This is a genomic window from Pseudomonas sp. H3_E04, assembly GCF_054668915.1.
Map to the genome: position 1 here is coordinate 4,406,149 of NZ_CP162797.1, position 26,262 is coordinate 4,432,410.

General features: G+C 58.2%; 25 protein-coding genes. 10 read left to right on the top strand and 15 right to left on the bottom strand.

All coding sequences use genetic code 11. The features are described 5' to 3' along the window. Positions 1-31 precede the first annotated feature (31 nt). The 3 genes from AB4N53_RS19965 (at position 32) to AB4N53_RS19975 (ending at position 3,636) form a co-directional block, all read left to right on the top strand. Positions 32-430, top strand: coding sequence for a DUF6957 family protein (locus AB4N53_RS19965; protein ID WP_115581281.1), 399 nt, complete (start codon positions 32-34; stop codon positions 428-430). Between the two features lie 46 nt (positions 431-476). Further along, positions 477-830, top strand: a complete 354-nt coding sequence (locus tag AB4N53_RS19970) for a hypothetical protein (protein WP_198864756.1) — start codon at positions 477-479, stop codon at positions 828-830. A 430-nt stretch (positions 831-1,260) separates the two neighbouring features. After that, the gene (locus AB4N53_RS19975) at positions 1,261-3,636 is read left to right on the top strand and encodes a TOTE conflict system archaeo-eukaryotic primase domain-containing protein (protein WP_205490028.1); all 2,376 of its coding nucleotides are present in this window, start codon (positions 1,261-1,263) and stop codon (positions 3,634-3,636) included. A 76-nt stretch (positions 3,637-3,712) separates the two neighbouring features. Here AB4N53_RS19975 and AB4N53_RS19980 read toward each other — a convergent pair whose 3' ends face one another. From AB4N53_RS19980 to AB4N53_RS20000, 5 genes are all read right to left on the bottom strand, one after another. Next, positions 3,713-4,099, bottom strand: coding sequence for a plasmid partitioning protein RepB C-terminal domain-containing protein (locus AB4N53_RS19980; protein WP_460145062.1), 387 nt, complete (start codon positions 4,097-4,099; stop codon positions 3,713-3,715). Beyond that, the gene (locus AB4N53_RS19985) at positions 4,005-4,688 is read right to left on the bottom strand and encodes a plasmid partitioning protein RepB C-terminal domain-containing protein (RefSeq protein ID WP_460145064.1); all 684 of its coding nucleotides are present in this window, start codon (positions 4,686-4,688) and stop codon (positions 4,005-4,007) included. The genes AB4N53_RS19980 and AB4N53_RS19985 overlap by 95 nt, the downstream gene beginning before the upstream one ends. Further along, entirely contained in the window at positions 4,688-5,593 is a 906-nt protein-coding gene (locus AB4N53_RS19990) for a plasmid partitioning protein RepB C-terminal domain-containing protein (RefSeq protein WP_205490006.1), read from the bottom strand. Before AB4N53_RS19990 ends, AB4N53_RS19985 begins: the two co-directional genes overlap by 1 nt. Next, a complete protein-coding gene (locus AB4N53_RS19995) occupies positions 5,590-7,086 on the bottom strand; it encodes a recombinase family protein (RefSeq protein ID WP_460145065.1) in 1,497 nt (498 codons plus the stop codon). The genes AB4N53_RS19990 and AB4N53_RS19995 overlap by 4 nt, the downstream gene beginning before the upstream one ends. 649 nt (positions 7,087-7,735) lie before the next feature. Next, complete coding sequence (locus tag AB4N53_RS20000) at positions 7,736-8,455, bottom strand: response regulator transcription factor (RefSeq protein ID WP_460122543.1); 720 nt, start codon at positions 8,453-8,455, stop codon at positions 7,736-7,738. A 164-nt stretch (positions 8,456-8,619) separates the two neighbouring features. On the opposite strand from AB4N53_RS20000, the gene AB4N53_RS20005 reads away from it, so the two are divergent. Beyond that, entirely contained in the window at positions 8,620-10,155 is a 1,536-nt protein-coding gene (locus AB4N53_RS20005; RefSeq protein WP_460122545.1) for a sensor histidine kinase, read from the top strand. A gap of 167 nt (positions 10,156-10,322) precedes the next feature. Here AB4N53_RS20005 and AB4N53_RS20010 read toward each other — a convergent pair whose 3' ends face one another. The 4 genes from AB4N53_RS20010 to glyQ form a co-directional block, all read right to left on the bottom strand. Next, positions 10,323-11,102 (bottom strand): lysophospholipid acyltransferase family protein, encoded by a 780-nt coding sequence (locus AB4N53_RS20010; RefSeq protein ID WP_460122547.1) that lies wholly within the window; start codon positions 11,100-11,102, stop codon positions 10,323-10,325. A gap of 83 nt (positions 11,103-11,185) precedes the next feature. Next, positions 11,186-11,725, bottom strand: coding sequence for a D-glycero-beta-D-manno-heptose 1,7-bisphosphate 7-phosphatase (gene gmhB, locus AB4N53_RS20015; protein WP_164488352.1), 540 nt, complete (start codon positions 11,723-11,725; stop codon positions 11,186-11,188). A 4-nt stretch (positions 11,726-11,729) separates the two neighbouring features. After that, on the bottom strand, positions 11,730-13,784 hold the full coding sequence (gene glyS / locus AB4N53_RS20020) for a glycine--tRNA ligase subunit beta (protein WP_460122549.1): 2,055 nt from the start codon (positions 13,782-13,784) through the stop codon (positions 11,730-11,732). Further along, positions 13,781-14,734, bottom strand: coding sequence for a glycine--tRNA ligase subunit alpha (gene glyQ / locus AB4N53_RS20025; RefSeq protein WP_003187265.1), 954 nt, complete (start codon positions 14,732-14,734; stop codon positions 13,781-13,783). Before glyQ ends, glyS begins: the two co-directional genes overlap by 4 nt. Before the next feature lie 81 nt (positions 14,735-14,815). On the opposite strand from glyQ, the gene AB4N53_RS20030 reads away from it, so the two are divergent. Next, the gene (locus tag AB4N53_RS20030) at positions 14,816-15,373 is read left to right on the top strand and encodes a DNA-3-methyladenine glycosylase I (protein WP_217864775.1); all 558 of its coding nucleotides are present in this window, start codon (positions 14,816-14,818) and stop codon (positions 15,371-15,373) included. Between the two features lie 39 nt (positions 15,374-15,412). Further along, the gene (locus AB4N53_RS20035; protein ID WP_460122551.1) at positions 15,413-16,300 is read left to right on the top strand and encodes a lysophospholipid acyltransferase; all 888 of its coding nucleotides are present in this window, start codon (positions 15,413-15,415) and stop codon (positions 16,298-16,300) included. A gap of 56 nt (positions 16,301-16,356) precedes the next feature. Here AB4N53_RS20035 and AB4N53_RS20040 read toward each other — a convergent pair whose 3' ends face one another. The 5 genes from AB4N53_RS20040 to def all read right to left on the bottom strand — a co-directional run bounded on the left by AB4N53_RS20040 (position 16,357) and on the right by def (position 21,049). Continuing rightward, entirely contained in the window at positions 16,357-16,671 is a 315-nt protein-coding gene (locus AB4N53_RS20040; protein ID WP_400557817.1) for a tetratricopeptide repeat protein, read from the bottom strand. Positions 16,672-16,821: 150 nt separating this feature from the next. Next, positions 16,822-18,198 carry a Trk system potassium transporter TrkA gene (gene trkA, locus AB4N53_RS20045; RefSeq protein WP_016772381.1) on the bottom strand — a complete coding sequence of 459 codons (1,377 nt, stop codon included), beginning with the start codon at positions 18,196-18,198 and terminating at the stop codon, positions 16,822-16,824. 21 nt (positions 18,199-18,219) lie between these two features. Then, a complete protein-coding gene (gene rsmB / locus AB4N53_RS20050) occupies positions 18,220-19,530 on the bottom strand; it encodes a 16S rRNA (cytosine(967)-C(5))-methyltransferase RsmB (protein WP_460122554.1) in 1,311 nt (436 codons plus the stop codon). Next, positions 19,527-20,486: a methionyl-tRNA formyltransferase gene (gene fmt, locus AB4N53_RS20055; RefSeq protein WP_460122556.1), complete on the bottom strand. Its 960-nt coding sequence runs from the start codon at positions 20,484-20,486 to the stop codon at positions 19,527-19,529. Before fmt ends, rsmB begins: the two co-directional genes overlap by 4 nt. A 56-nt stretch (positions 20,487-20,542) precedes the next feature. Further along, a complete protein-coding gene (def, locus tag AB4N53_RS20060; protein WP_016772378.1) occupies positions 20,543-21,049 on the bottom strand; it encodes a peptide deformylase in 507 nt (168 codons plus the stop codon). Positions 21,050-21,208: 159 nt separating this feature from the next. Here def and AB4N53_RS20065 point away from each other — a divergent pair, with 159 nt between their 5' ends. The 4 genes from AB4N53_RS20065 to AB4N53_RS20080 all read left to right on the top strand — a co-directional run bounded on the left by AB4N53_RS20065 (position 21,209) and on the right by AB4N53_RS20080 (position 24,960). Continuing rightward, positions 21,209-22,234 (top strand): LysM peptidoglycan-binding domain-containing protein, encoded by a 1,026-nt coding sequence (locus AB4N53_RS20065; protein ID WP_460122558.1) that lies wholly within the window; start codon positions 21,209-21,211, stop codon positions 22,232-22,234. A gap of 84 nt (positions 22,235-22,318) precedes the next feature. After that, the gene (gene dprA, locus AB4N53_RS20070; protein WP_460122560.1) at positions 22,319-23,416 is read left to right on the top strand and encodes a DNA-processing protein DprA; all 1,098 of its coding nucleotides are present in this window, start codon (positions 22,319-22,321) and stop codon (positions 23,414-23,416) included. A gap of 54 nt (positions 23,417-23,470) precedes the next feature. Then, the gene (locus tag AB4N53_RS20075; protein WP_460122562.1) at positions 23,471-24,028 is read left to right on the top strand and encodes an L-threonylcarbamoyladenylate synthase; all 558 of its coding nucleotides are present in this window, start codon (positions 23,471-23,473) and stop codon (positions 24,026-24,028) included. A gap of 263 nt (positions 24,029-24,291) precedes the next feature. Then, positions 24,292-24,960: a hypothetical protein gene (locus AB4N53_RS20080; RefSeq protein ID WP_460122564.1), complete on the top strand. Its 669-nt coding sequence runs from the start codon at positions 24,292-24,294 to the stop codon at positions 24,958-24,960. 179 nt (positions 24,961-25,139) lie between these two features. Here AB4N53_RS20080 and AB4N53_RS20085 read toward each other — a convergent pair whose 3' ends face one another. After that, entirely contained in the window at positions 25,140-26,117 is a 978-nt protein-coding gene (locus tag AB4N53_RS20085) for a quinone oxidoreductase family protein (protein WP_460122566.1), read from the bottom strand. Positions 26,118-26,262: the final 145 nt, after the last annotated feature.

A 26,262-nucleotide genomic window follows, 5' to 3' on the forward strand; every position in this document is an offset into this window, starting at 1 on the left:
CGATGCACATGCTCAGCGGAGGTTAGCTGTCATGAAAAACTTGGATGCGATCACAGAGCTGTTGTATGGCGAGGGCATTTCTATGCTCGGCCACAATGCTTCCGATGAAGAGGCCATAGCACTCGCCCAGCGGCGTTTCGGTCATGCGCCGTATTGTCTAGTTAGGCAATGGATCTGGATTGATCTGGTGATGCCGCCATCACTATTGGAAGCGCTGGAGCGTGATGCTCGTCTCCCAGTCATGATCTATGCGCACGAGGTGGTCATGGACAGCCAAGGACGGCTGAAGCCGGGAGACTGGGTGCGTACTACTCCAATGGTGTCGTTCTCGGATGGTTTCTGCTTTCAGACCCGCAACACCGCGTATTTTCTGCTGGGCCCTGGCACTCGTAAATCAGCAGAGTTGGCGACAGTGGTAAAGGTGTTCTAGACCGGGCCTTGCCTGGCCTACCCACCTCATTGGCAGGGAATCTGACATGACAACCTCAACAGGTTTCGGTGAGCTCCGGCTCGCGGCGGCAGAGCGGCATTTCAGCGGTATGGCAGTGACCGCCTTCCTGACAGAAGTCGAGATTGTGGCGTGTTCTGCGGTCGGTGTGGTGCATAAGCATACTCGTGCAGGTGCAGGACGGTTTGAAGACGGGCATCGCATTCGCACCTCTGATATCCACCTGATGGCGCACAGGAGCCCTTACTGGATACTCCTTACCGCCAGCGGCAGTTGCTATGTAATCGTCACGTTCAAAGGTAACAATGGTCGGCAGTCACTTAACGACTTTTTGAAGGTACTGACCGGTGGCTTTTACCCCACCCCCAGGCACTTACAATAGGAACCTCGCTGGCGAAAACAGGCGATCATTAGCACTCACCACCTTGCACCAGCATGTGCAGACAAGAGTGGAGTAATCTTTCTCGCCCGAAGCGGGAGCATTTGGCCCAAGTTCGTTTGTCGACAGCGGACTCGAACAGCATTGTGCAGTGCGTATACCAGAGGTTAAATCCTGCTTTATCCAGCGTAACCCTGTGAGTCGTCCCCAAATTTTCGTCGACGCGTGCCCTGCGTTATGGATGCTGCGCACGTGGTAGATTACTTTTCTAGGGGCGCTATTTAGCGGAGCGATTTGGCTGGCAGAGATAGCTCGTTGCGACTGGCTTGTCATACCCTGTCGAGAATGGGCCGAGGGCTACTGAAGCTTTTGATACACGTTGTAGTCCTGACACTGAGACATTGTGGTTTGTACAGGTATGAAAATCGACTCCATGACTGACTCTGATCTCCTGGTAGAGCTCCAGGCAGAAAATGCTCGATTGATTGCATTGCTGGAGGCCAACGCTATTGAATGGCGACTGCCAGCAGCGGTGCCTGCCACACCTGTTTCTGTAGTCGAGCTACCCACACAGAGTCTTGGAACCAAGGCGAAACTGAAGCTGTTTCAGCGCTTGTTTCTAGGACGTACTGATGTATTCCCCCAGCGCTGGGAGAGTAAAGCCGGAAAGGCAGGGTATTCGCCAGCTTGTGCGAATGAATGGCGTCCGGGTGTTTGTCAGAAGCCCAAAATCAAGTGTGGAGAGTGCAGCCACCGTCAATTAGTGCCGTTGGATGAACAGGTGCTGTATCGGCACCTGGCGGGTGAGATAGTCGCAGGCGTTTACCCCTTACTCACCGACGACACATGTAACTTCCTTGCTGTTGATTTCGACGAGGCCGACTGGCGCGATGACTTGCTAGGTTTCGCCCAGTCCTGTCGAGAGCTGGATGTACCCGTGGCTTTGGAAATCTCGCGCTCCGGTAATGGAGCTCATGCTTGGGTATTCTTTGCGAGGGCTGTCACAGCTCAGGACGCCCGGCGACTGGGCACGGCGATCATTAGTCATACCTGCGCTCGAACTCGACAGCTGAAGCTGAGTTCGTATGACCGACTTTTCCCGAACCAGGACAGGATGCCGAAAGGTGGTTTTGGCAACTTGATTGCGCTGCCTTTGCAGAAGAAAGCTCGCGAGTACGGATGCAGTGTCTTTGTTGACGACGAACTTAAACCGTATGTTGATCAATGGGCATTCCTGGCCAGCATCCAGCCTATGGCCGTGGAGGATATTGATCCGGCCATCGTATGTGCGACGGGCCACGCTCATCCTTTGGATGTAACGTTCGTTGCTGAGGAGGACGAGCAAGAGCCTTGGAAGAACCCAAGTGAACAAAGACTATCTTGCCCAATGCCAGCATCTTTAACGGTTACATTGGCAAACCTGATTTACTTTGAAAAAGAAGGATTGCCCCAGGCGTTGGCTAATCGGTTGGTCAGGCTGGCTGCGTTTCAGAATCCAGAATTCTACAAGGCACAGGCGATGCGTCTGTCGGTTTGGAACAAGCCCCGCATCATCGGTTGTGCAGATAACTTCCCCAAGCACATCGCCCTACCCCGTGGCTGCCTAGATGTCGTGTTAGAGCTTTTGAAGGAAAACGGCATTGCTCCGATCATTGAGGATGAGCGTTTTGGTGGCGAGCCCATCAACCTGAACTTCGTCGGTGCATTGCGGGAGGATCAGGAGGCTGCTGTAACGGCGATGCTACAACATGATGCTGGTATCCTTTGTGCCCCGACAGCTTTCGGTAAAACCGTGGCCGCTGCTGCATTGATCGCGCGTCGCGGTGTGAATACGCTCGTGCTTGTGCATCGAACGGATCTGCTTCGCCAGTGGCAAGAGCGACTGCAGGCGTTCCTTAGTCTCGGTAAAGGTGTAGTCGGCACCATCGGCGGCGGAAAAGCCAAGCCTACGGGGATTATTGATATAGCCGTAATGCAGTCCCTATCGAGGCAGGGTCAAGTTAGCGAACAGGTGAAAAACTACGGGCAGGTCATAGTTGATGAATGCCATCATTTATCGGCATTTTCGTTTGAAGCAATCCTGAAAAATGTTCGGGCAAAGTATGTACTTGGGCTAACAGCTACACCGGTACGCCGTGATGGTCAGCACCCCATCATATTTATGCAGTGTGGGCCGATTCGACATACGGCGAGCAGGCCAACCAGTGCTCCTGATGATTTGATGGTGGAAACTCTGCTGTTAGCAGCTCCGATCAACCTACCCGAGGGAGCTGGTATTCAAGATGTATTCCGGCACCTTGCTGAGAATATTGAACGCACAGAGCGGGTCACGCTTGAAGTCGAAAAGGCGTTCAATCAAGGACGTAAAGTGCTGGTGCTGACAGAGCGCACTGATCACCTGAGCGTCATCGAGGCGGCACTCGTTGGTCGTGTGCAGAATCTATTTACCTTGCATGGACGTATGTCGAAAAAGCAGCGCATAGCCCTGACAGATGAGTTGGCCGCCCTACCACCGGATGTTCCTCGAGTGCTATTGGCCACTGGCAAGCTCATAGGTGAGGGATTTGACCATCCGCCATTGGATACTTTGGTGCTTGCAATGCCCATTTCTTGGAAAGGCACACTGCAGCAGTACGCAGGGCGTTTGCATCGAGAGCATGCGAGTAAATCCAATGTGCGCATAATCGAGTTTATCGATGCCGGGCATCCAGCGTTGATGCGGATGTGGGAAAAGCGCCAAAGCGGGTATCGAGCGATGGGTTATCGTCTTGAAGACCGTTCGAGTTCAATGGATCTGTTTCAAGCTTGAGTGGTCAGGTTTGTCGCGCCAGATCAGCGGTTCAACCTCGACATATAAATTCCCACCGTCGCTTGATCACGTGAAATTATTCTTGTGCCTCGACAGCCGGCTCCAGTTGGGCAGCATCTGATTCGTGAATTCCCCAAGGTAGCTCGGTCAACTCGGCGATGGATTGGAACTCTTTCAGGAACTCAGGTTGGTGCCTAGCCAGCCACCGAACGACAGCAGCGTTGGCAAGAAGCTTGGCCAGGTAGCCTTTAATGACAGTGAGATGTAGGACATCAGGCCCGTAGTCTTCTTCCACTGTTTTGATCTGCATCTGCAGTGCGGCAAGCTCGCGCTCAAGGCGAGCGATTGATTCGGCAGAGATCTGTTGATCAGGTTGGTTTTTTTCTCGGTACTGCCAACTGGTCTGAAGGTGTGGCAGCCAAAAGTGCTTTAGCGAGCAGTACAGAAAGATTTCTATTCCCAATCATCAATTCAGCCGCTTCAATTTGCCTCAGTGGTTTCATCTGCCGCAGGAGGTTGAAAACATTCGCTGGGCAGTCCGTATCACCCAGAAGCGAAATCGCCTCAGCGCAAATGCCATTCAGCAGCCGAAATTTTTGCTTGATGGTCTGCGGTGATAATCCAAGCGCTTTGCCAAGCCGCTCCGCAGAGACTCCACGCTCCATTGCCCGCACTATCATTTTGTTGCTTTGAACGGCAGATATTCTGTTGGTACGTTTGTTATAAGAGTAGGTGTCGTCGTCGGTTGCCACGAGGCAGTCGACTTCCAACTCTCCTAGGTCTTTCAGCGCCTCAATGCGTAGATGGCCATCTAGCAGAAAGTAATGTCCACCACGTCCAGGTACTGGTGTTACAGCGGGTGGTTCGACCAGGCCGACGTCCTGGATTGATGCTAAAATTTGCTGGTATTTGAGGCTTTCTTTTACCGCAGGCCTTGAGATTTTCAGGGGCAGAATATTGGCCACTTCGACTCGAACGCACTCATCCAAAAAGGCATTTTTCGGAAGGTGGGTCGGCTGAGCGTGAGTAGGCTCAAGTCTTTGGTCAGACATCACAACTGCCCTCCATTCTGAAGCCGAGTCTGTATCAGCTTTGGCATCAAATTCAGATGCTCTGCAGAGAGTAGCTTTTCGAAGTCACTGATGGATAAGAGCTCTTTAATCGCTTGAATGGCGAAAACAACCCGGTCGTGGGTAAAGGCTGCCTTTTTTACCATTAAGCGCTGTCGTTCGGCCTCCCGTTCGAATAGTCGTCTCAAGTCTGCGGGCGTCAGTCTTTTCTTTTTATTCTGGCTGACACCTAATGAGCTCCCCCGCACAAATTTGTCTTTCTTGGCTCGGAGCTCTAAAAGGTGTCGCAGCTTTGTTATTTTCTTTCCTCTTATTCCACGCTCGTAGGCATCAGTGAGCAAATTTTGGATGTCGCTTTCACTGCTTCGGGCGATGTCGGTTGCCATGCTTAAAGGGATTAAACCGGTTTCGACAGCTGACAGGAGTTTTTCTTCACCGCGCTCCAGCAGCCCAACAATCATGCTGACCCATGATGCGGTGCTGCCAATTACTATTGCGATCTCTGCGTCTGTCTTGCCCCTTTCCTTCAAGCGTCCAACCTCGTTCATGAGATCTATCGGGCGATGCTGCCTTCGAGCTACGTTCTCTACCAAACTCATTACAAGGCAATCTTCTTCGACAGCATCAATCACAAACGCTGGAATCTCTGTGGCCTCCAGTGCTAGGAACGCCTCTAGACGGCCTTGTCCGCACACAAGGTCATAGTTGAGCGCGCCTTGCGGCGAGGCTTTTCGACTTAATGTGATGGGGCGTTTGAGGCCCACCGTTTTGATATTTTCGATGAGCTCGCGGTGAACCTTCTTATTCCTCGTTCGAGGGTTCAGGATATGAATTTGTGCTATAGGAATTAGTGCGACACGTTCGCGTGAAGTTGATGGGACGGTCATCGGCAAGCCTCCTTCAGGGAGCAACGGGCAGCAAGCCCCTCAAGAACATCCAGCGTTGTGAAGCGGTAGCTGTCGATTAAAGGGCTATTTTCCTCGGCCATTTTTTGTGGCCATGCCCCCATATCTATACTGGGAACCAGGTAATAGTCCCGCACCTGCAGATTTGCGTGCTCCATGCGGACAGCAATCGTGATGTCAGGCGCCAGGCTGTTGTCGAATCTGAGCTTCCAGCGAAGAGTCCCTGTAGGTGTCGCCTGGCAGCGCGCTATGACCACGGACGCCGTCCACTCACCGTTAACGGTCAGTAGGTCATTGTCAGCATTGGGCTCGACTTGGGCTCCGACTTGCTTCAGGTGTTTGACAACATCTTCAAGAACCTTCGGATGCAGCTGTCTTATGGAGCGATTGATCTCCAAATATCGATAGTCTCTGTCGGGTGTATAACCGATGAGTGTGTAGGCACGTAAAAGCCCGCCGAATCTGCTTACATAGGTAGTGCTAGACGGCATGTTGTCCTGCTCATCGATGAGCATTCCGGACAGTAAACCCGCTCGGTTCAATAGAGTACGAAGCAGTTCCAACATTTGCGCATCGTCCAGGCGATGTGAGCGCTGCAAGATTATTTCGCGAACGACCGCAAACACCTCTAGTGAGACAATTCCCTGGAATGCTCCATCACAGCGAACCCACCTGTCGGGTGGGTTGCGACTGATGCGTTTACGTAGCTTGGAGGACGTTTTGTTGTAGACATTGTTACCGATGTATTTTTCGTTGGTCAGCACTTGGTGGACGCTACCCCGGCTCCAAGGACGGTTAAAGTCGGTGATCAGTCCTTCAGCGTTCAGTGCGTTGGCGATCTCACGTTCGTTCATTTTGTCGTGGACGAATTGATGGTAGATGCGCTGAACCACCTCAATTTCCGCCTCGGGCCCAGGAATCAAAATGACCCTGTCGGTCTGGATGCTCTTCTGCTGGCCTCTTGATAGTTCTGCCTTGAATTCGTTTTTCTCGTCGATCAATGCACGACGTAATCCATATCCTGCTGGCCCACCTTGGTGAAAACCCTTTTCGACCAGGCGGCACTGACCAGCGAAAACTTTTTGGGATAGCTCTCGGCTGTACTCCCCTGCCATGGATCGTTTGATGCCTTTGTAAATTGTTGCCAAAGGCGAACCGTCGTTTTCGAATGGCTCTGCGCAATACACAACCTTGATGCCTGAGCTAGTGCAAAGATACTCATAGTGGGCGCTTTCGTCCGTGTTCTGAAAGCGTCCCCAGCGACTGACGTCATAGACAAGAATGACCTGGAATTGGGTATGTCCGGTCTGGACGTCGTCTAGCAGCCTGCGCAGAGCATCACGACCGCCGATGTCCAGGCCGCTTTTCCCTTCGTCTCGGTAAGTTGTAATGATTTCCATGCCATGGCTCATTGCGTATGCATGGATGGCTGCTGATTGGTTTTCGGTGGAGTACCGTTGGTGATCAGTGGACATGCGAACGTACTCTGCAGCTGGTATCAAGCTATCAGAGCGGTCTGTTGAGTTTGTCCGTATGGATGGAGAGGGCAATAGGCCTCCTCTAGACCAGAGAAGGCTGGCCCATTCGATTCAGCCTAGCGATGCTTTATTACGTGATGGTGACGGAGCAGGAGTATCTACCCAGACTGAGCAGCGGCTCCTCTTCTATGCTTTCGGCGAGCTTAGAGGATCATGGATCAGTTGACATGGCTGTATTTATGTACAGTCATAGGTTGGAGGTGGGTGTCAGGGCTGGCAGTTAAAAGTTGCCAAAATAGACTGGTATTAACTTACTAAGACGTACTTGAATAAGTGAGTTATATAGTTTAATTTATATTCTCTTTTGACAAATTGTCAATTAACCGAATTTTAAAATCGTTGTTCATTTCCATGGCGTCTAACTTTGGCCGAAAATAGGTTTCCGCACTTTAACTTCTTCCAATAGGAAGATTAACTTTGCCCAAACGTGCCGTATACCTCTGATATTTCAATCTGTCAAAGTCGGTTAACTTTGCCCACCTACATCCAGATTGGCGGCAACGAAAAAGGCCAACGCATTGCGTTGGCCTTTTTTATTTCAGGGTCTGCCCTTCTAAGCTATTCCGGGCATTTTGTTCGGGATGGGCTACTCGACCGCAGATGCGACACTTTCCAGACGATACCCATACCCATAGATCGTCAATAACTGCCAACCCCGATCAGCCGTGAGCCCGAGCTTGTTGCGCAATCGGTAGATGTGCGTGTCCAGCGGCCGCGAAGACGTTGTCTCCTCGTTCGGCCAGAAGCGCTCGTACAGATAATCTCGTGACAGCGGCCGGCCCAGGTTGCTGAACAGACACCGCGCCAGTCGGTACTCGCGCTCGGTCATGAGGATCGGTTTACCTTCACGGGTAACGGTCAATTCCGCGTCATCGAAGGTCAGATCGTGGAAAGTCTGCACCTCCCCCGCCGCGCTGCGCGGTTGGCTATGCCGACGCAATACCGCAGCCACCCTCGCCTTCAACTCATTCGGGCGAAACGGCTTGCTGACATAATCGTCGGCCCCGGCATTCAAGGCTTGCACGATATCGCTCTCGCCGTCGCGACTGGTCAGCATGATGGCTGCCGGTGGCGCGTCCATGTGTTCACGGGTCCAGCGCAGCAGTGCCAGACCCGTGAGGTCGGGAAGTTGCCAGTCGAGGATCAGCAGGTCGAACGTTTCCCGGCGTAACTGGCGCAACAAGTCTTCGCCACGCTCGAAGCTGTGCAGTGACCACGGCTGTTCCCCAGCTTCGGCCATTTGCTCCAGGGTTTGCTCGACCCGGCGCAGTTCGGCGGGTTCGTCGTCCAGAATGGCAACGCGCATCGGCGGTGTTCCTTGTCGCTGGGGCTGGGATGTCGACAATAACGACTCCCCGGCCACGATGAAAGAAGCAGCCCGTCGATGGTCGACGTCCGCTATGATTCTTCGGGTCTACGCCTCAGACCTGAGACCTATGAAACCATTCCCACTGCCCTGCCCTTTGCCTCATGCATAACACTCAACGCCGACGTGAAAGTCGGGAGCCGAGTCAGGTACAGCGTCTGTTCCGGCGGCTGGTGCGCGAGTGGTTGTGGATAAGTCTAGTGCTATTGCCACTGACTGCCTTGTTGTCTTATCGCGCCCAGTTCAACCTGCACAATTCGTCGCCAGCGCTCGGCGCGTTGCTGTCGATGGCGATGGTCGCGTGTGTGCTGGGATTGTTGCTGTGGCGACCGCGTTGGGCGCTGTGGGTAACTTTGATCGGCATGGCCGGTGCGCTGATCAGCAGTGCCCTGCTCGCCGAAGTACGCTACTGGTGGTCGCCCACATCTGCTGCGCTGGGCATGTTGTTCGGTTACCTGATCTGGAACTGGCGGCGCCTGAGTGTGGTGCTGACCTATTTCGGCTGGGAGCTGGCGCGTCTGGACAGTGAACCGAAAGTCTTCCCTGAACGACGCCGGACTCGTTTCACCGGTGCTGACCAGTTGCAAGGCCAGATCATGGCGCTCGAACAAGCCATGAGTCGCACCCGTGATACCCGGCGCTTCATTGCCGATGGCCTGGAATACCTGCCGGTAGCGACGCTGATCAGTGATCCGCAGGGCAAGATCCTGCTGGGCAATCGTAAGGCGCGCGAGCTGTTTGAAGATGCGCTGGTGGACGATGACGTGCTCGATCAACTGGCACGGCTCGGCTATCCGGAATTATCCACAGCGCCGCGACCGCCGCTGGCCACTCTGCCGCTGCTGGAATTTCGCGATCACAAGGAGCGCAGCCTGCGCCTGGAGAGAGCGGCGCTACTGCCGGTCGATGGCGATACGCCGATCGGCTGGTTGCTCAGCCTGACGGATTTGAGTGCCGAGCGTGCGGCCGAGGAGCAACGCGGCGTCCTGCTGCGTTTTCTGTCCCATGACCTGCGCGCGCCCCATTCGGCGATCCTCGCCCTGCTTGATGTGCATCGTCATCAGGCCGGCGCTGATACGCCGTTGTTCGAGCAGATTGAGCGTCAGGTCCGCCGGGCGCTGGATCTGACCGATGGTTTCGTCTTGTTGGCGCGAGCTGAGTCCGAGACCTACCAGTTCCGCCCGACGTTATTCGCGATGCTGGTTTTGGACGTGCTGGATCAGGCCTTGCCCATCGCCCAGCAGAAACGCATCGAGCTGCTCAACGAGGTCGATGAGCAATGTCAGGAGCGGCTGATTCTGGCCGATCAGGGATTGCTGACGCGCGCCCTGTTCAATCTGCTGGAAAACGCGATCAAGTACAGTCCGGCAAACAGCACGGTGCAATTGAAGGTCAGCTGTAATGGACAGTGGCTGCGCTGCGTGTTGAACGATCAGGGCAAAGGAATTGCTGCCGATGAATTGCCTGACCTGTTCAGCCAGTATCGGCGTTTTTCCTCGGCTCAAGGCATCGACGGCGTGGGCTTGGGTCTGTCGATGGTGAAAGCGGTGATTGATCATCATGGCGGCAAGATCGAGTGTCACAGCGTTGTCGATGCGGGAACCACATTCCGCATCGAGTTGCCGCTGATTGCCGAATGAACGGACACAAAAAAACCGGCTATAACAGCCGGTTTTTTTACATCCGAATAAAACTTATGCACGGATTTCGTTCAACTTATCGATTTGGAAATATCGACTAAAATCAATAAGTTAAAAAACGATTACGGACTTTTGAAGCAAAAGCGTACACAGGTTATCCACAAAAATCAGACAGCCAGTTGGTCACTCGCGGTCGGTGCCTGTGGCGCCGGTGGCAGCGAGCCCATATCGCGCTGGGTTTTCTCGTTCCACGCCTGCACGCGGTCATTGAGCTCAGCGATGGCGCGCGGCCCGCTACCTTCGGCATACATCGGTTCGCCGATGACCACGGTGATCACTCCGGCCTGTTTACCCCAGCCGATTTTCGGCCAGAACTTGCCGGCATTGTGTGCAATCGGCAGTACTGGAAGCGCCGCATTCACCGCCAAAGCGCTGCCACTGCGGGAGAATTTTCCGACGGTGCCGTACGGGACTCGTGTCCCTTCCGGAAAGATCAGCACCCAGACGTTGTCCTTGAGCAGCTCGTCGCCTTTGGCCGCGACTTGTTTGAGCGCCGCTTTTGGGTTGTCGCGGTCGATGGCGATCGGGCGCAGCATGGCCATGGCCCAGCCGAAGAACGGCACGTAAAGCAATTCGCGCTTGAGCACCTGGCTCAATGGCGAGAAATAAGCGGAGAGAAAGAACGTCTCCCAAGTGCTCTGGTGGTTCGATTGAATCACGCAGGGCCGGTCTGGCACGTTTTCCGCGCCTTTGATTTCGTAGCGGATGCCAAGGAACACCTTGGTCAGCCACAGGGCGCAACGGCACCAGTACACGTTGATGAAACGATAGCGCGCCTTGAAGGACAGAAACGGCGCGATGAAAAAGCTCAGGCTGCACCACAGCAACGCTGTTGTGCCCAGCAGCAGATAGAAAAGAAAGATTCTGAAGGCCCGCAGTATCGACATGGCGACGGTTACCGTTACGGGGCAATGCCCGACTGTTCAAGCGCACTCCCGAGCAATCCCTGGCCAGGAAATTCAGAAGTACTCTAGTTGTGGATAAGTTCTGCGGCAATCGCCGCCAGATCGTCAAAAATCAGAGTGCCAACCGGCAGGGTTTTGCCCTGAGTCTTTTCGCCTTTCCCGGTCTTCACCAAAACTGGCTGTGAATCGACGGCTTTGGCGGCCTCCAGGTCACCAAGGCTGTCGCCGACGAACCAGACGTTGGTCAACGGCACCGTGTAATGCTCGGCAATGGTTTTCAACATTCCCGGTTTCGGTTTGCGACAATCGCAGCCTTCGTCCGGGCCATGCGGGCAATACACGATCAAGCCGACTTCGCCGCCCTGCTCCGCGACCAGCTCGCGCAGGCGCGCGTGCATGGCCTCCAGGGTGGCGAGATCGTAGTAGCCGCGAGCAATGCCCGACTGGTTGGTGGCCACCGCCACCGTCCAGCCGGCCTTGCTCAACTGCGCAATCGCTTCGATCGAGCCGGGCAGCGGAATCCACTCCTCCACCGACTTGATGTAGGCATCGGAGTCGTAATTGATCACGCCGTCACGATCGAGAATCAGCAGTTTCAACAGCAATCCCTCAACCCAGCAGCGAAATGTCGGCAACACCGAGGAACAGGCCACGCAGACGCGCCAGCAGCGCATAACGGTTGGCCCGCACATTGGCATCGTCGGCATTGACCATCACCGCGTCGAAGAACGCATCCACCGGCTCGCGCAGGGCGGCCAGGCGTGCCAGCGATTCGTTGTACTGACGTGCGGCGGCCATCGGCTGTACCGCTTGATCCGCCTGTTGGATCGCCGAGTACAGCGAGAACTCGTTGGCGTTGTCGAAGTACTTGGCCTCGACCACGGTCGGTACCGAGCCTTCGACTTTGCTCAACAGGTTCGACACACGCTTGTTCACCGCCGCCAGCGCTGCTGCTTCCGGCAGTTTGCGGAAGGCCTGCACCGCCTGCACACGCTGGTCGAAGTCCAGCGCCGAGCCTGGCTTGAGCGCACGTACCGACAGGTAAGTGGCGACGTCGACGCCTTCGTCTTCATAACGCGCCCGCAGACGGTCGAAGATGAATTCCAGCACGGCTTCGTTGAGGCCGGCCGCCTTGACCTTGCCGCCGAACGCATTCACCGCGAAAGCCACGGCGTCGTTCAGATCCAGATCCAGTTGCTTCTCGATCAGGATCCGCAGCACACCCAGCGCCGCACGGCGCAAGGCATACGGATCTTTGCTGCCGGTTGGCAGCATGCCGATACCGAAGATGCCGACCAGAGTATCGAGCTTGTCGGCGATCGCCACGGCTGCACCGGTCAGGGTCGCCGGCAATTCAGCGCCGGCACCGCGTGGCATGTACTGCTCGTTCAACGCCAGCGCGACGTCCTGCGGCTCGCCGTCATTGAGGGCGTAGTAGTAACCGGCGACACCTTGCATCTCCGGGAACTCGCCAACCATTTCGGTGGCCAGGTCGCACTTCGACAGCAGGCCTGCGCGGGCAGCCCACGAAGCGTTGCCGCCGATGCGTGCGGCGATGTACGCGGCCAGTTTCGATACGCGCTCGGCCTTGTCGTAGACACTGCCGAGTTTTTCCTGGAACACCACGTTCTGCAGGCGCAGGTTGAAGTCTTCGAGCTTCTGCTTCTTGTCCTGCTTGAAGAAGAACTCGGCGTCGGTCAGACGTGGGCGAACCACTTTCTCGTTACCGGCGATGATCTGCTGCGGGTCTTTGCTTTCGATGTTGGCCACGGTGATGAAACGTGGCAGCAACTTGCCGTCGGCATCCAGCAGGCAGAAGTACTTCTGGTTGTCCTGCATGGTGGTGATCAGTGCTTCCTGCGGCACGTCGAGGAAGCGTTCCTCGAACGAACACACCAGCGGCACCGGCCATTCGACCAGCGCCGTCACTTCGTCAAGCAATGCCGGCGGAACGATCGCCGTGCCTTCCTGACGGGTGGCCAGCTCTTCGGTGCGCTTGCTGATGATCTCGCGACGCTCGTTGGCATCGGCCAATACGTAAGCGGCACGCAAGTCGGCGAGGTAGCTCGACGGCGAACCGATGCGTACGACTTCCGGATGGTGGAAACGGTGTCCACGTGAATCACGGCCAGCCTTCTGCGCGAGGATCGTGCAATCGATGACCTGATCACCGAGCAGCATCACCAGCCACTGGGTCGGACGCACGAACTCTTCCTTGCGCGCACCCCAACGCATGCGTTTCGGGATCGGCAGGTCGTTCAGCGAATCTTCGACGATGGTCGGCAACAGGCTCGCGGTCGGCTTGCCGGCGATGTTTTGGCTGTAGCGCAGTTTCGGACCGCTTTGATCGATTTCGCTCAGCTCGACGCCACACTTCTTGGCGAAGCCCAGGGCGGCCTGAGTCGGGTTGCCGTCAGCGTCGAACGCGGCCTGACGTGGCGGGCCATCGAGGTTGATGCTGCGATCCGGCTGCTGAGTGGCCAGCGCAGTGATCAGCACCGCCAGACGCCGTGGCGCGGCATAAACGGTTTTGCTTTCGTAGCTCAGGCCAGCGGCTTGCAGGCCCTTGTCGATACCGGCGAGGAACGCATCAGCCAAGGTGTTCAGAGCTTTGGGTGGCAGTTCTTCGGTGCCCAGTTCAACCAGAAAATCTTGCGCACTCATTGTGCAGCCTCCAGCTTGGCCAGTACTTCGTCACGCAGGTCCGGGGTCGCCATCGGGAAGCCCAGCTTGGCGCGGGCCAGCAGGTAGGCTTGCGCAACGGAACGCGCCAGGGTGCGCACGCGCAGAATGTATTGCTGACGTGCAGTCACCGAGATCGCCCGGCGCGCATCCAGCAGGTTGAAGGTGTGCGACGCCTTCAACACCATTTCGTAGCTCGGCAACGGCAGCGGCTGGTCGAGTTCGATCAGGCGCTTGGCTTCGCTTTCATAGAAGTCGAACAGCTCGAACAGTTTGTCGACGTTGGCGTGTTCGAAGTTGTAGGTGGACTGCTCCACTTCGTTCTGGTGGAACACATCGCCATAGGTGACTTTGCCGAACGGGCCGTCAGCCCAGACCAGGTCGTAGACCGAATCCACGCCTTGCAGGTACATCGCCAGCCGCTCGAGACCGTAGGTGATCTCGCCGGTCACCGGGTAGCACTCGATGCCGCCCGCTTGCTGGAAGTAGGTGAACTGAGTGACTTCCATGCCGTTGAGCCAGACTTCCCAGCCCAGACCCCAGGCGCCGAGGGTCGGCGATTCCCAGTTGTCTTCGACGAAACGGATGTCGTGCACCAGCGGGTCGAGACCGACATGCTTGAGCGAGCCCAGATACAGTTCCTGGAAATTGTCCGGGTTCGGCTTCAGGACTACCTGGAACTGATAGTAGTGCTGCAGACGGTTCGGGTTTTCGCCGTAACGGCCATCAGTCGGACGGCGGCTTGGCTGTACGTAAGCGGCGTTCCAGGTTTCCGGGCCGATGGCGCGCAGGAAGGTCGCGGTGTGGAAAGTGCCGGCGCCTACTTCCATATCGTAGGGCTGAAGTACCACACAACCTTGCTCGGCCCAGTATTGCTGGAGCGCGAGGATCAAGTCTTGGAAGGTACGCACGGCTGGCGTAGGCTGGCTCACGAAATTCACCTGTTTCTTGGGCTGCGATTTAAAGAGCGGGAGTATACCCGATTCGTTGCTGCGCACGCCCCCTGGAGCCTTATGCCACGCTGCTTTTGGTGTACCGAAGATCCGCTGTACATGGCTTATCACGATCAGGAGTGGGGCACGCCGCTACGCGATGCGCAGGGTTTGTTCGAGTTGCTTTTGCTCGAAGGGTTCCAGGCCGGGCTGTCGTGGATCACTGTGTTGCGCAAACGTGAGCGCTATCGCGAGGTGTTGTTCGGCTTCGACGTGCAGCGCGTGGCACAGATGAGCGACGCCGAAATCGACGAACTGATGCTCGACCCGGGCATCATCCGCAACCGCCTGAAACTCAACGCCGCCCGGCGCAATGCCCAGGCGTGGCTGGCGCTGGAGGATCCGGTGGCATTTCTGTGGTCGTTTGTTGGCGAGCAACCGATCATCAATCATTTCAAGGACCGCAGCGAGGTCCCGGCGATCACCCCGGAAGCGCTGGCGATGAGCAAGGCTCTGAAAAAAGCCGGCTTCACCTTCGTCGGTCCGACCATTTGCTACGCGCTGATGCAGGCCTCGGGCATGGTCATGGACCACACCCAGGATTGCGACCGCTACGCGCAGCTCGCCAACGCCGGTTAGAATGCCCGCCTCGCACAGCACAAAGATCAGGAGTGACCTGTGGAAAAGTTTAAAGGCGCCTTGCTGGTAGGCGCTCTGCGGCTGTTTGCCCTGCTGCCATGGCGGGCCGTGCAGGCCGTGGGTTCGGCGATCGGCTGGATCATGTGGAAAACCCCCAACCGTTCCCGCGAAGTGGTGCGGATCAACCTCGCCAAGTGTTTTCCACAGATGGATGCGGCCGAACGTGAGCGTCTGGTCGGGCAGAGTCTGAAAGACATCGGCAAGTCGCTGACCGAAAGCGCCTGCGCGTGGATCTGGCCGGCGCAGCGCTCGATCGATCTGGTTCGCGAAGTCGAAGGCCTCGATGTGCTCAAGGATGCGCTCGCTTCGGGCAAAGGCGTGGTCGGCATCACCAGCCACCTCGGCAACTGGGAAGTGCTCAACCACTTCTATTGCAGCCAGTGCAAACCGATCATTTTCTACCGTCCGCCGAAGCTCAAGGCAGTGGATGAATTGCTGCGCAAACAGCGCGTGCAGCTGGGCAACAAGGTCGCGGCGTCGACCAAGGAAGGCATTCTCAGCGTCATCAAGGAAGTGCGTAAGGGTGGTGCCGTGGGCATCCCCGCCGACCCGGAACCGGCCGAATCGGCCGGGATTTTCGTGCCGTTCTTCGCCACTCAGGCGCTGACCAGCAAATTCGTACCGAACATGTTGGCCGGTGGTAAAGCGGTCGGTGTGTTCCTGCATGCCCTGCGCCTGCCTGACGGCTCGGGCTACAAAGTCATTCTCGAAGCCGCGCCAGAAGCCATGTACAGCACCGATACCGCCGAGTCCTGCGCGGCCATGAGCAAAGTGGTCGAGCGTTACGTCGCGGCGTATCCGAGCCAGTACATGTGGAGCATGAAACGCTTCAAGAAACGTCCGCCGGGCGAAGCGCGCTGGTACTGAGCAACTTCGCTTGGGGACGGTTAATGCAGACGGCCTCGCCTTGCGCTATCGGTAGCTCAAGGTGCCTGTCGCTCGAGCTTCTTCAGGAACACCGTCATCTCCCTCTCGGCCTGTTTGTCACCGTGAGCGCGGGCCGCCTCCAGGCCCTGCTCCCAGGCCTGACGCGCAGCGGCGTGATCGCCTAGCGCCAGCTGCGCCTTGCCCAGCAACTTCCACGCCGCCGAGTATTTCGGGTCGAACGCGACACAACGCTGAAAATGCTCGGCAGCCTTGGCGTTTTCGCCCAGGTCCAGATATCCCTTGCCCAGGCCGAAGCGCAACAGAGCGTTATCCACACCCTTGGCGAGCATTTTTTCCAGGGATTCGAGCATTGGCGGAGTCCTTTCTATTGTTCGTCAGAAAATCTGCGAGTCTTTCAGACCGCTTTCGCGAGCAGGCTCGCTCCCACATTTGGAATGCATTCCCCTTGTGGGAGCGAGCCTGCTCGCGAAGGGGCCATCACGGGCAACGTTGTCTTCAGGTCAGAAAAAGCTCAACCCCACATGAAACAGCTTCTCCACATCGCGAATATGCTTTTTATCCACAAGGAACAGAATCACGTGGTCACCCGCTTCGATCACCGTGTCGTCGTGAGCGATGATCACTTTCTCGTTGCGGATCACCGCGCCGATAGTGGTGCCTGGTGGCAGGCCGATCTTCTCGATCGGCTTGCCGATGACCTTGCTCGACTTGGCATCACCGTGGGCAATCGCCTCGATCGCTTCCGCCGCGCCGCGTCGCAGTGAGTGCACGCTGACGATGTCGCCTCGGCGCACGTGGGCGAGCAAGGTGCCGATGGTCGCCAGTTGCGGGCTGATGGCGATGTCGATGTCGCCGCCCTGGATCAGGTCGACGTAGGCCGGGTTGTTGATGATCGTCATGACCTTCTTCGCCCCCAGCCGTTTGGCCAGCAGCGATGACATGATGTTGGCTTCGTCATCGTTGGTCAGGGCGAGGAAGATATCGGCGTCGGCGATGTTCTCTTCCAGCAGCAGATCGCGATCCGAGGCGCTGCCCTGCAACACCACGGTGCTGTCGAGGGTGTCGGAGAGGTAGCGGCAGCGCGCCGGGCTCATCTCGATGATCTTCACCTGATAACGACTTTCGATGGCCTCGGCCAGACGCTCGCCGATCTGCCCGCCACCGGCAATGACAATGCGTTTGTAGGTTTCATCGAGGCGGCGCATTTCGCTCATCACCGCGCGAATGTCCTCACGGGCAGCGATGAAGAAGACTTCGTCATCCGCCTCGATCACCGTGTCGCCCTGGGGCAGGATCGGCCGGTCACGGCGGAAGATCGCCGCCACGCGGGTTTCGACGTTCGGCATGTGCTCACGCAACTGGCGCAATTGCTGGCCTACCAGCGGCCCGCCGTAATAGGCGCGCACCGCCACCAGTTGCGCCGCGCCTTCGGCGAAGTCGATCACCTGCAAGGCGCCGGGATGCTGGATCAGGCGCTTGATGTAATTGGTCACGACCTGCTCGGGGCTGATCAGCACGTCGACCGGAATCGCTTCGTTCTGGAACAGCTGTTCCTCGCGATTGAGGTACGACGCTTCGCGCACCCGGGCGATCTTCGTTGGCGTGTGGAACAGCGTGTGCGCGACCTGACAGGCAACCATGTTGGTCTCGTCGCTGTTGGTCACCGCGACCAGCATGTCGGCGTCGTCGGCACCGGCCTGACGCAGCACCGACGGCAGTGAGCCCCGGCCCTGCACGGTGCGGATGTCGAGGCGGTCGCCGAGGTCGCGCAAGCGCTCGCCATCGGTGTCGACCACGGTGATGTCGTTGGCCTCGCTGGCCAGATGTTCGGCCAGCGAACCGCCGACCTGTCCCGCACCGAGGATGATGATTTTCATCCAGTCACTCCATGAATCCGTTTAGCCGCGCGCGGCAGCGATCTTGATCAGCTTGGCGTAATAGAACCCGTCATGCCCGCCCTGCTGGGCCAGCAATTGGCGACCATGGGGCTGCTTGATCCCGGCCGCCGTGGCCAGATCCAGTTCCCGCGCACCCGGCGTGCGTTCGAGGAAGGCAGCGATGACTTCGGTGTTCTCGGTCGGCAGCGTCGAGCACGTGGCGTAGAGCAGGATGCCGCCGACCTCGAGGGTTTTCCACATGGCTTCGAGCAGCTCGCCTTGCAGTTGCGCCAGGGCTGCGATGTCGTCGGGCTGGCGGGTCAGCTTGATATCCGGATGGCGGCGGATCACCCCCGTGGCCGAACATGGCGCGTCGAGCAGGATGCGCTGGAACGGTTTGCCGTCCCACCATTTATCGATATCGCGACCGTCGGCGGCGATCAACTCAGCGTTGAGGCCTAGGCGCTCAAGGTTTTCCTTCACTCGCACCAGACGCTTGGCTTCCAGATCCACCGCCACCACCCCGGCCAGCGCCGGCTCGGCTTCGAGGATGTGGCAGGTCTTGCCGCCAGGGGCGCAGCAGGCGTCGAGGACGCGTTGCCCCGGCGCCAGATCGAGCAGGTCGGCGGCCAGTTGCGCGGCTTCGTCCTGCACGCTGATCCAGCCTTCGGCGAAACCCGGCAGGCTGCGCACATCGGCGGCGGCTTCGAGGACGATGCCGTCGCGGCTGTAAACGCAGGGCGCTGCGGCGATCCCGGCTTCGCCCAGCAACGCGAGATAAGCATCGCGGCTGTGATGGCGGCGGTTGACCCGCAGGATCATCGGCGGATGCGCGTTATTCGCTGCGCAGATGGCTTCCCACTGTTGCGGCCAGAAGGCCTTCAGGGATTTTTGCAGCCAGCGCGGGTGAGCTGTGCGCACCACCGGGTCGCGTTCAAGTTCGGCGAAGATCGTCTCGCTTTCGCGCTGGGCATTGCGCAGCACGGCGTTGAGCAGGCCTTTGGCCCAAGGCTTTTTCAGCTTGTCGGCACACCCGACGGTTTCACCGATGGCGGCGTGCGCCGGCACGCGGGTGTAGAGCAATTGGTACAGGCCAACCAGCAGCAACGCCTCGACATCGGCGTCGGCGGCTTTGAACGGTTTCTGCAGAAGTTTTTCCGCCAGTGCCGACAGGCGTGGCTGCCAGCGTGCGGTGCCGAAGGCCAGATCCTGAGTGAAACCGCGATCGCGATCCTCGACCTTGTCCAGTTGCGTCGGCAGAGAGCTGTTCAGTGAAGCCTTGCCGCTGAGCACGGCAGCGAGTGCCTTGGCGGCGGCCAGACGCGGATTCATTGCGCGTCCACCGCAGCGCCGAGCACGCTGCCGACGGCGAATTTCTCACGACGGCTGTTGAACAGATCGCTGAAATTCAATGCTTTGCCGCCGGGCAGTTGCAGGCGGGTCAGGCACAGCGCTTGGGCACCGCAGGCGACGATCAGGCCGTCCTTGCTGGCGCTGAGGATTTCACCCGGGGCGCCAGTGCCTTCGGCCACAGTCGCCGCCAGCACTTTCAACGCTTCGCCATTGAGCGTGCTGTGAGTGATCGGCCAGGGGTTGAAGGCGCGGACCAGGCGTTCCAGCTCCACCGCCGGACGCCTCCAGTCGATTCGCGCCTCGTCTTTGTTCAGCTTGTGCGCATAGGTGGCGAGTTCGTCGTTCTGCACTTCACCTTGCAGAGTGCCGGCAGCCAGACCGGCAATCGCCTGAACCACAGCGGGCGGACCCATTTCGGCGAGGCGATCATGCAGGCTGCCGCCGGTATCTTCAGCACTGATCGGCGTGGCGACCTTGAGCAGCATCGGCCCGGTATCCAGCCCGGCTTCCATGCGCATCACGGTCACGCCGCTTTCGGCATCGCCGTGTTCAACCGCGCGCTGGATCGGCGCCGCACCGCGCCAGCGTGGCAGCAGCGAAGCATGGCTGTTGATGCAACCCAGACGTGGAATATCCAGCACCGCTTGCGGCAGGATCAAACCGTAGGCGACCACTACCAGCAAATCCGGCTTCAGCGCAGCCAGTTCGGCCTGGGCGTCGGCATTGCGCAAGGTCGGCGGCTGCAACACCTGGATATTATTTTCCAGGGCCAGCTGTTTGACCGGGCCTGGCATCAGTTTTTGCCCACGGCCGGCCGGACGATCCGGCTGGGTGTAGACCGCGACGACCTCGTACGGGCTGCTCAGCAGGGCCTTGAGGTGTTCGGCGGCGAATTCCGGGGTACCGGCAAAAACAATGCGCAGTGGCTCAATCATGAAAGGCGTCTCATAAAAGAAAAAGGCTTGCCGCAGCAAGCCTTTGAAGAGGGGCATCAAGCGTTCTGGCGGTGCAGCTTTTCCAGCTTCTTCTTGATCCGGTCGCGTTTGAGCGTGGACAGGTAATCGACGAACAATTTGCCGTTGAGGTGGTCGCATTCGTGCTGGATGCACACCGCGAGCAGGCCTTCGGCGATCAGCTCATAGGGCTTGCCGTCGCGGTCCAGCGCCTTGATCTTGACCTTCTGCGGGCGGTCGACGTTTTCGTAGAAGCCCGGTACCGAGAGGCAGCCTTCCTGATACTGATCCATCTCGTCGGTCAGCGGTTCGAACTCGGGGTTGATGAACACCCGTGGCTCGGTACGGTCTTCGGACAGGTCCATCACGACGATACGTTTGTGCACGTTGACCTGGGTCGCGGCGAGGCCGATGCCCGGCGCTTCATACATTGTTTCAAACATGTCGTCGACCAACTGACGCACTTCGTCGTCCACTACAGCCACTGGTTTGGCGATAGTGCGCAGACGCGGGTCCGGAAATTCGAGGATGTTTAAAATGGCCATAGGCTTCGATTGCTGCACACGTTGAGTAAAGTCGGGTCGATGGCCTGGCGGGTCCGAAGATGCAGGCTACCGTTGTGAAGCGTAGCTTCTGAAAAACAGAAGCGAGCCACGGGGGCTCTGACGATTCACGCGAATGCACATGATAAAGGGATTCACTGCATGAGGAAAACACTACTCGCCCTGCTGCTTCTGGCTTCGGCCGGCGCCGCGCAAGGGCAAGTGCAACTCAGGGATGGTTTTCCAAAGCAATACACAGTGGTTTCCGGAGACACCCTCTGGGACATTTCCGGCAAATACCTGCGCGAGCCCTGGCAGTGGCCACAACTGTGGCGGGCCAACCCGCAGGTCGAAAACCCCAACCTGATCTATCCGGGCGACACGCTGACCCTCAGCTACGTCAACGGTCAGCCGCAACTGACCGTCCATCGTGGCGAGTCGCGCGGCACCATCAAACTCTCGCCACGAATTCGCACCAGCCCGGTGGCCGAGGCGATTCCGAGCATTCCGCTGAAATCGATCAACAGCTTTCTGCTGAGCAACCGCATCGTCGACAAGGCCGAAGACTTCGACAAGGCGCCGTACATCGTCGCCGGCGATGCCGAACGCGTGCTCAGTGGTACCGGTGACCGCATTTTCGCCCGTGGCCATTTCGATCCGGAGCAACCGGTGTACGGCATCTTCCGCCAGGGCAAGGTCTACACCGATCCGCAGACCAAGGAGTTTCTCGGCATCAACGCCGACGATATCGGTGGCGGCGAGATTGTTGCCACCGAAGGCGACGTCGCCACCCTCGCCCTGCAACGCACCACCCAGGAAGTCCGCCTCGGTGACCGCTTGTTCGGCGGTGAAGAACGTTCGATCAATTCGACTTTCATGCCCAGCGCGCCGAAGCGTTCCATCGACGGGCTGATCATCGACGTGCCACGCGGCGTCACGCAGATCGGTGTGATGGATGTGGTGACCCTGAACAAGGGCAAACGTGACGGTCTGGCCGAAGGCAATGTCCTGGCGGTGATGAAAACCGGCGAAACCGTGCGCGACCGGATCACCGGCCAGCCGCTGAAGATCCCCGATGAACGCGCCGGCCTGCTGATGGTGTTCCGCACCTACGACAAGCTCAGCTATGGCCTGGTGCTCAACGCGTCGCGCTCGCTGGCGGTGCTCGACAAGGTGCGAAATCCGTAAGCTTGCTTCACAAGTTACCAACAGAGTTATCCACAGGTTGTTCCGAATGGTTCGGAGCATAGAACGATCAAGGATGATCCATTCATGTTGTCTGTCAGTACGGCCATTTCCCCGGCGGAACTGGAAGCGCGTCTGCGCCTGCACCGCATGCCGGATATCGGCCCCAAGCGGTTTGCCAAACTGCTCGAAGCCTTCGGCTCGGCGTCGAAAGCCATCAGCGCGCCGGCCAGTGCCTGGCGCTCGCTGGGGTTGCCGGCGACCTGTGCCGAGGCAAGGCGCTGTCCGACGGTGCGCGACGGCGCCAGCCACGCAATGCGCTGGCTAGAGCGTCCCGATCAACATGTGCTGATGTGGGATCAAGCGGATTATCCAGCGTTGCTCGCGCAAATTGCCGATCCGCCGCCGCTGTTATTCGTTGCCGGCGATCCGTCGATTCTGGAGAAACCGCAGTTGGCAATGGTCGGTAGCCGCCGCGCTTCGCGTCCCGGGATGGATACGGCAGCGGCGTTTTCCCGCAGTCTGGCCGGGGCCGGTTTTGTCATCAACAGTGGTCTGGCGCTGGGCATCGATGCCGCTGCACACCAGGCTGCTCTGGATGTTGGCGGCTTGACCGTGGGGGTGCTCGGCACGGGGCTGGAAAATTTTTATCCACAACGCAATAAACGCCTGGCTGAGGCAATGATTGCCTCGGGCAGCGCGGTGCTTTCCGAGTTTCCGCTGGATGCCGGGCCGAGCCCGAGCAACTTCCCCCGGCGCAACCGCATCATCAGCGGGTTATCCCTTGGCGTGCTGGTGGTCGAGGCCAGTGTTGCCAGCGGCTCGTTGATCACCGCGCGGCTGGCAGCCGAACAAGGCCGCGAGGTTTATGCCATTCCGGGCTCGATCCATCACCCCGGCGCGCGCGGTTGTCACCAGTTGATTCGCGACGGGGCGGTGTTGGTGGAGACTATCGAACACATCCTCGAAGCCCTGCGCGGCTGGCAGCAGCCACTGTTATTCACAGCGGCGGGGCAGGCCGATCACCCGTTGCTGGCGCTGCTGCACGCGGCGCCGCACACCAGCGAGGCTCTGGCCGCGAGCTGCGGCTGGGCACTGCCGAAAGTGCTGGCAACGTTGACCGAGCTGGAAATCGAAGGCCGTGCGGTATGCGAAAACGGGCGCTGGCTGGCGCGGACAAGCTAGGTTTTACGAGGAAGATCGGTAAACTGCGCGAAACCTGTTTGTGGAGAGTTTTTCATGGTCAACAGTTGGCGTGTGCAACAAGCCGCGCGTGAAGTTCGCGCCGGCGCGGTGATTGCCTATCCAACCGAAGCCGTCTGGGGGCTGGGTTGCGACCCGTGGAATGAAGACGCGGTGGACCGCTTGCTGGCGATCAAGAATCGCTCGGTGAGCAAAGGGCTGATCCTGGTCGCCGACAACATCCGCCAGTTCGATTTTCTGTTCGAAGATTTCCCGCAGGACTGGATCGATCGCATGGCCAGCACTTGGCCGGGGCCGAACACCTGGCTGGTGCCGCACCAGAACCTGTTGCCGGAATGGGTCACCGGCGTGCATGACACGGTGGCGCTGCGGGTCAGTGATCATCCGCAGGTGCGCGATTTGTGCTCGCTGGTCGGACCGCTGATTTCAACATCAGCCAACCCACAGGGACGGCCGCCAGCGCGCACGCGCTTACGGGTCGAGCAGTATTTTCGTGGTCAGGTCGACCTGATCCTGGGCGGTAGCCTTGGCGGGCGCAAGAACCCCAGCGTGATCCGCGACCTGGCCACCGGTAACGTCATTCGCCCTGACTGACGCCAGTCTTTTTGTATTTTCTGCGGACTCCTCGGTGCCAGCGCCGAGGAGTTTTGCGGATGCCAGCGGTTTATTCCCGTGTCTGTTTAAAAGTTATCCGATGCCATTGTTCTTTCATGCGTCAGACGAATCTTTGAGTCTGCAATATATGTAAGTTTTCCCACGTGATTATCAGAACGCGTGCAGTGGCGAGATTCTCAAAAGCAACCATTCTTTCAATGTGCTTGAAGCAACTTCGAAATGTTAATGGCTGCGGAGAAGTAATGGATATTACGGATTTACACCTCAAGGATTATCTGCAGGGCTTTCAGGAAACACTCAAGAATCAACAGGCCGATTATCGTGTGGCCATTCTTGAGGCGGGGTCGGATGCCGGGGAATTTGAACGCTTCATCAATCGGCAGTTTCGCCTGCGATTGCAGCATTACATGCTCACCTCCAGAGCCCGGGCGCTGGAAACCCGACTGGCGATCACCTCGCGCAGCACGCACTTTCTGCTCTATCAGCGTGACCAGCTCATTGCGGTGCTGCGGGCAACTCCGGCGCCGTTCGAGTGGGCTTCACTGGCCCAGCATCATGTTTCTCCAACCGGGATACTGGCGCGACACGTGGAGTTCAGCCGCCTGATCACCCACTCCCAGCAGCACAGGCCGGTGTCGGTCAATGGCTTGCTCGCCACCGCCGCCGAATGGGCGATTGATCGCGGCTATCAGGGCGTGACGGCCTTGTGCAGATCGCCACAGCGGCAACTGTATCAGCGCTTCGGCCTGACACCGATCGCTTCGCAGGCAATGCATATCGAGCAACGTGCCCGTGGCGATTATTGGCTGTTGTCGGCCGAGTGGCGACAAATCCTGATGGCCCTGGATCAGCCTGTGAACATGAACGCGCATCAGCCGGAGTATCGTGATGAATACAACCGCCAGTATTGATCCGCCAGTGATTGAAGAGTGGGCTGAGAAATGGCTTGTCTATGAATCGAAGAAGTTGCGCCGGAAGTTTGCCGGCCGTAGGCCGGCAGCGAAGAAACTCCACCGCAAGATGTACTTGATATAGCCCCAAGATACTCGGCGAATTCATGGAAGAGTTCGCCGAGTATCAACTTGAGGCGTTATGGCAGCAGAATTGTGGAACCGGTCGTGCGCCGTGCCGACAGTTCGGTTTGTGCTTTCGCTGCATCCGCCAGTGCATGGCGCTGGCTGATGTCGACCTTCAGTTTGCCGCTGATGATCATCTCGAACAGCTCGTCGGCCATGCGTTGCAGGTTCTCGGCGTTGTTGGCGTAAGTCGCCAGCGTCGGCCGGGTGACGTACAACGAGCCCTTGGCGGCGAGAATGCCCAGATTGACGCCGTCGACCGCGCCCGAAGCATTGCCGAAGCTCACGACCAGGCCACGTGGTGCCACGCTGTCCAGGGACGTGAGCCAGGTGTCCTTGCCGACGCCGTCATATACCACCGGGACTTTCTTGCCGTCAGTCAGTGCCAGCACGCGCTCGGCAACGTTTTCATGGCTGTAGTCGATGGTGGCCCAGGCGCCGTTGGCTTTGGCCAGGTCGGCTTTCTCCTTCGAGCTGACGGTGCCGATCAGTTTCACGCCCAGCGCTTTGGCCCATTGGCAGGCCAGAGAGCCGACGCCACCGGCTGCGGCGTGGAACAGAATGGTTTCGCCGCCCTGCAGCTCGTAGGTCTGGCGCAGCAGGTATTGCACGGTCAGGCCCTTGAGCATGACCCCGGCGGCGGTTTCGAAACTGATTTCATCGGGCAGATGCACCAGATTGTCCTGCGGCAGAACATGCACCTGGCTGTAGGCGCCGAGCGGGCCGCTGCCGTACGCAACGCGATCGCCGACCTTGAAGCGGGTAACATCGCTGCCCACTGCCTCGACGGTGCCGGCGCCTTCCGAACCCAGGCCGGACGGCAACGCGGGTGGCGCATAGAGGCCGCTGCGGTAATAGGTGTCGATGAAGTTCAGGCCGATCGCCTGGTTGGCCACGCGCACTTGGTTCGGCCCGGGTGCAGCGGGTTCGTAGTCAACATATTCGAGCACTTCGGGACCGCCGTGGGCGCGGAACTGGATACGCTTTGCCATCTGCCTGCTCTCCTTGATTCATCGGTAAGCCCCCTATCCAACTCCCCTGCTTGATCTTCGTCAACTGCGGCGCGCCGGTCCGCGATGGTATGCTACGCGCCCATTTGCGCCGCCCGCCTGCCGGGGCGCCGCCCGATTCAAGGTG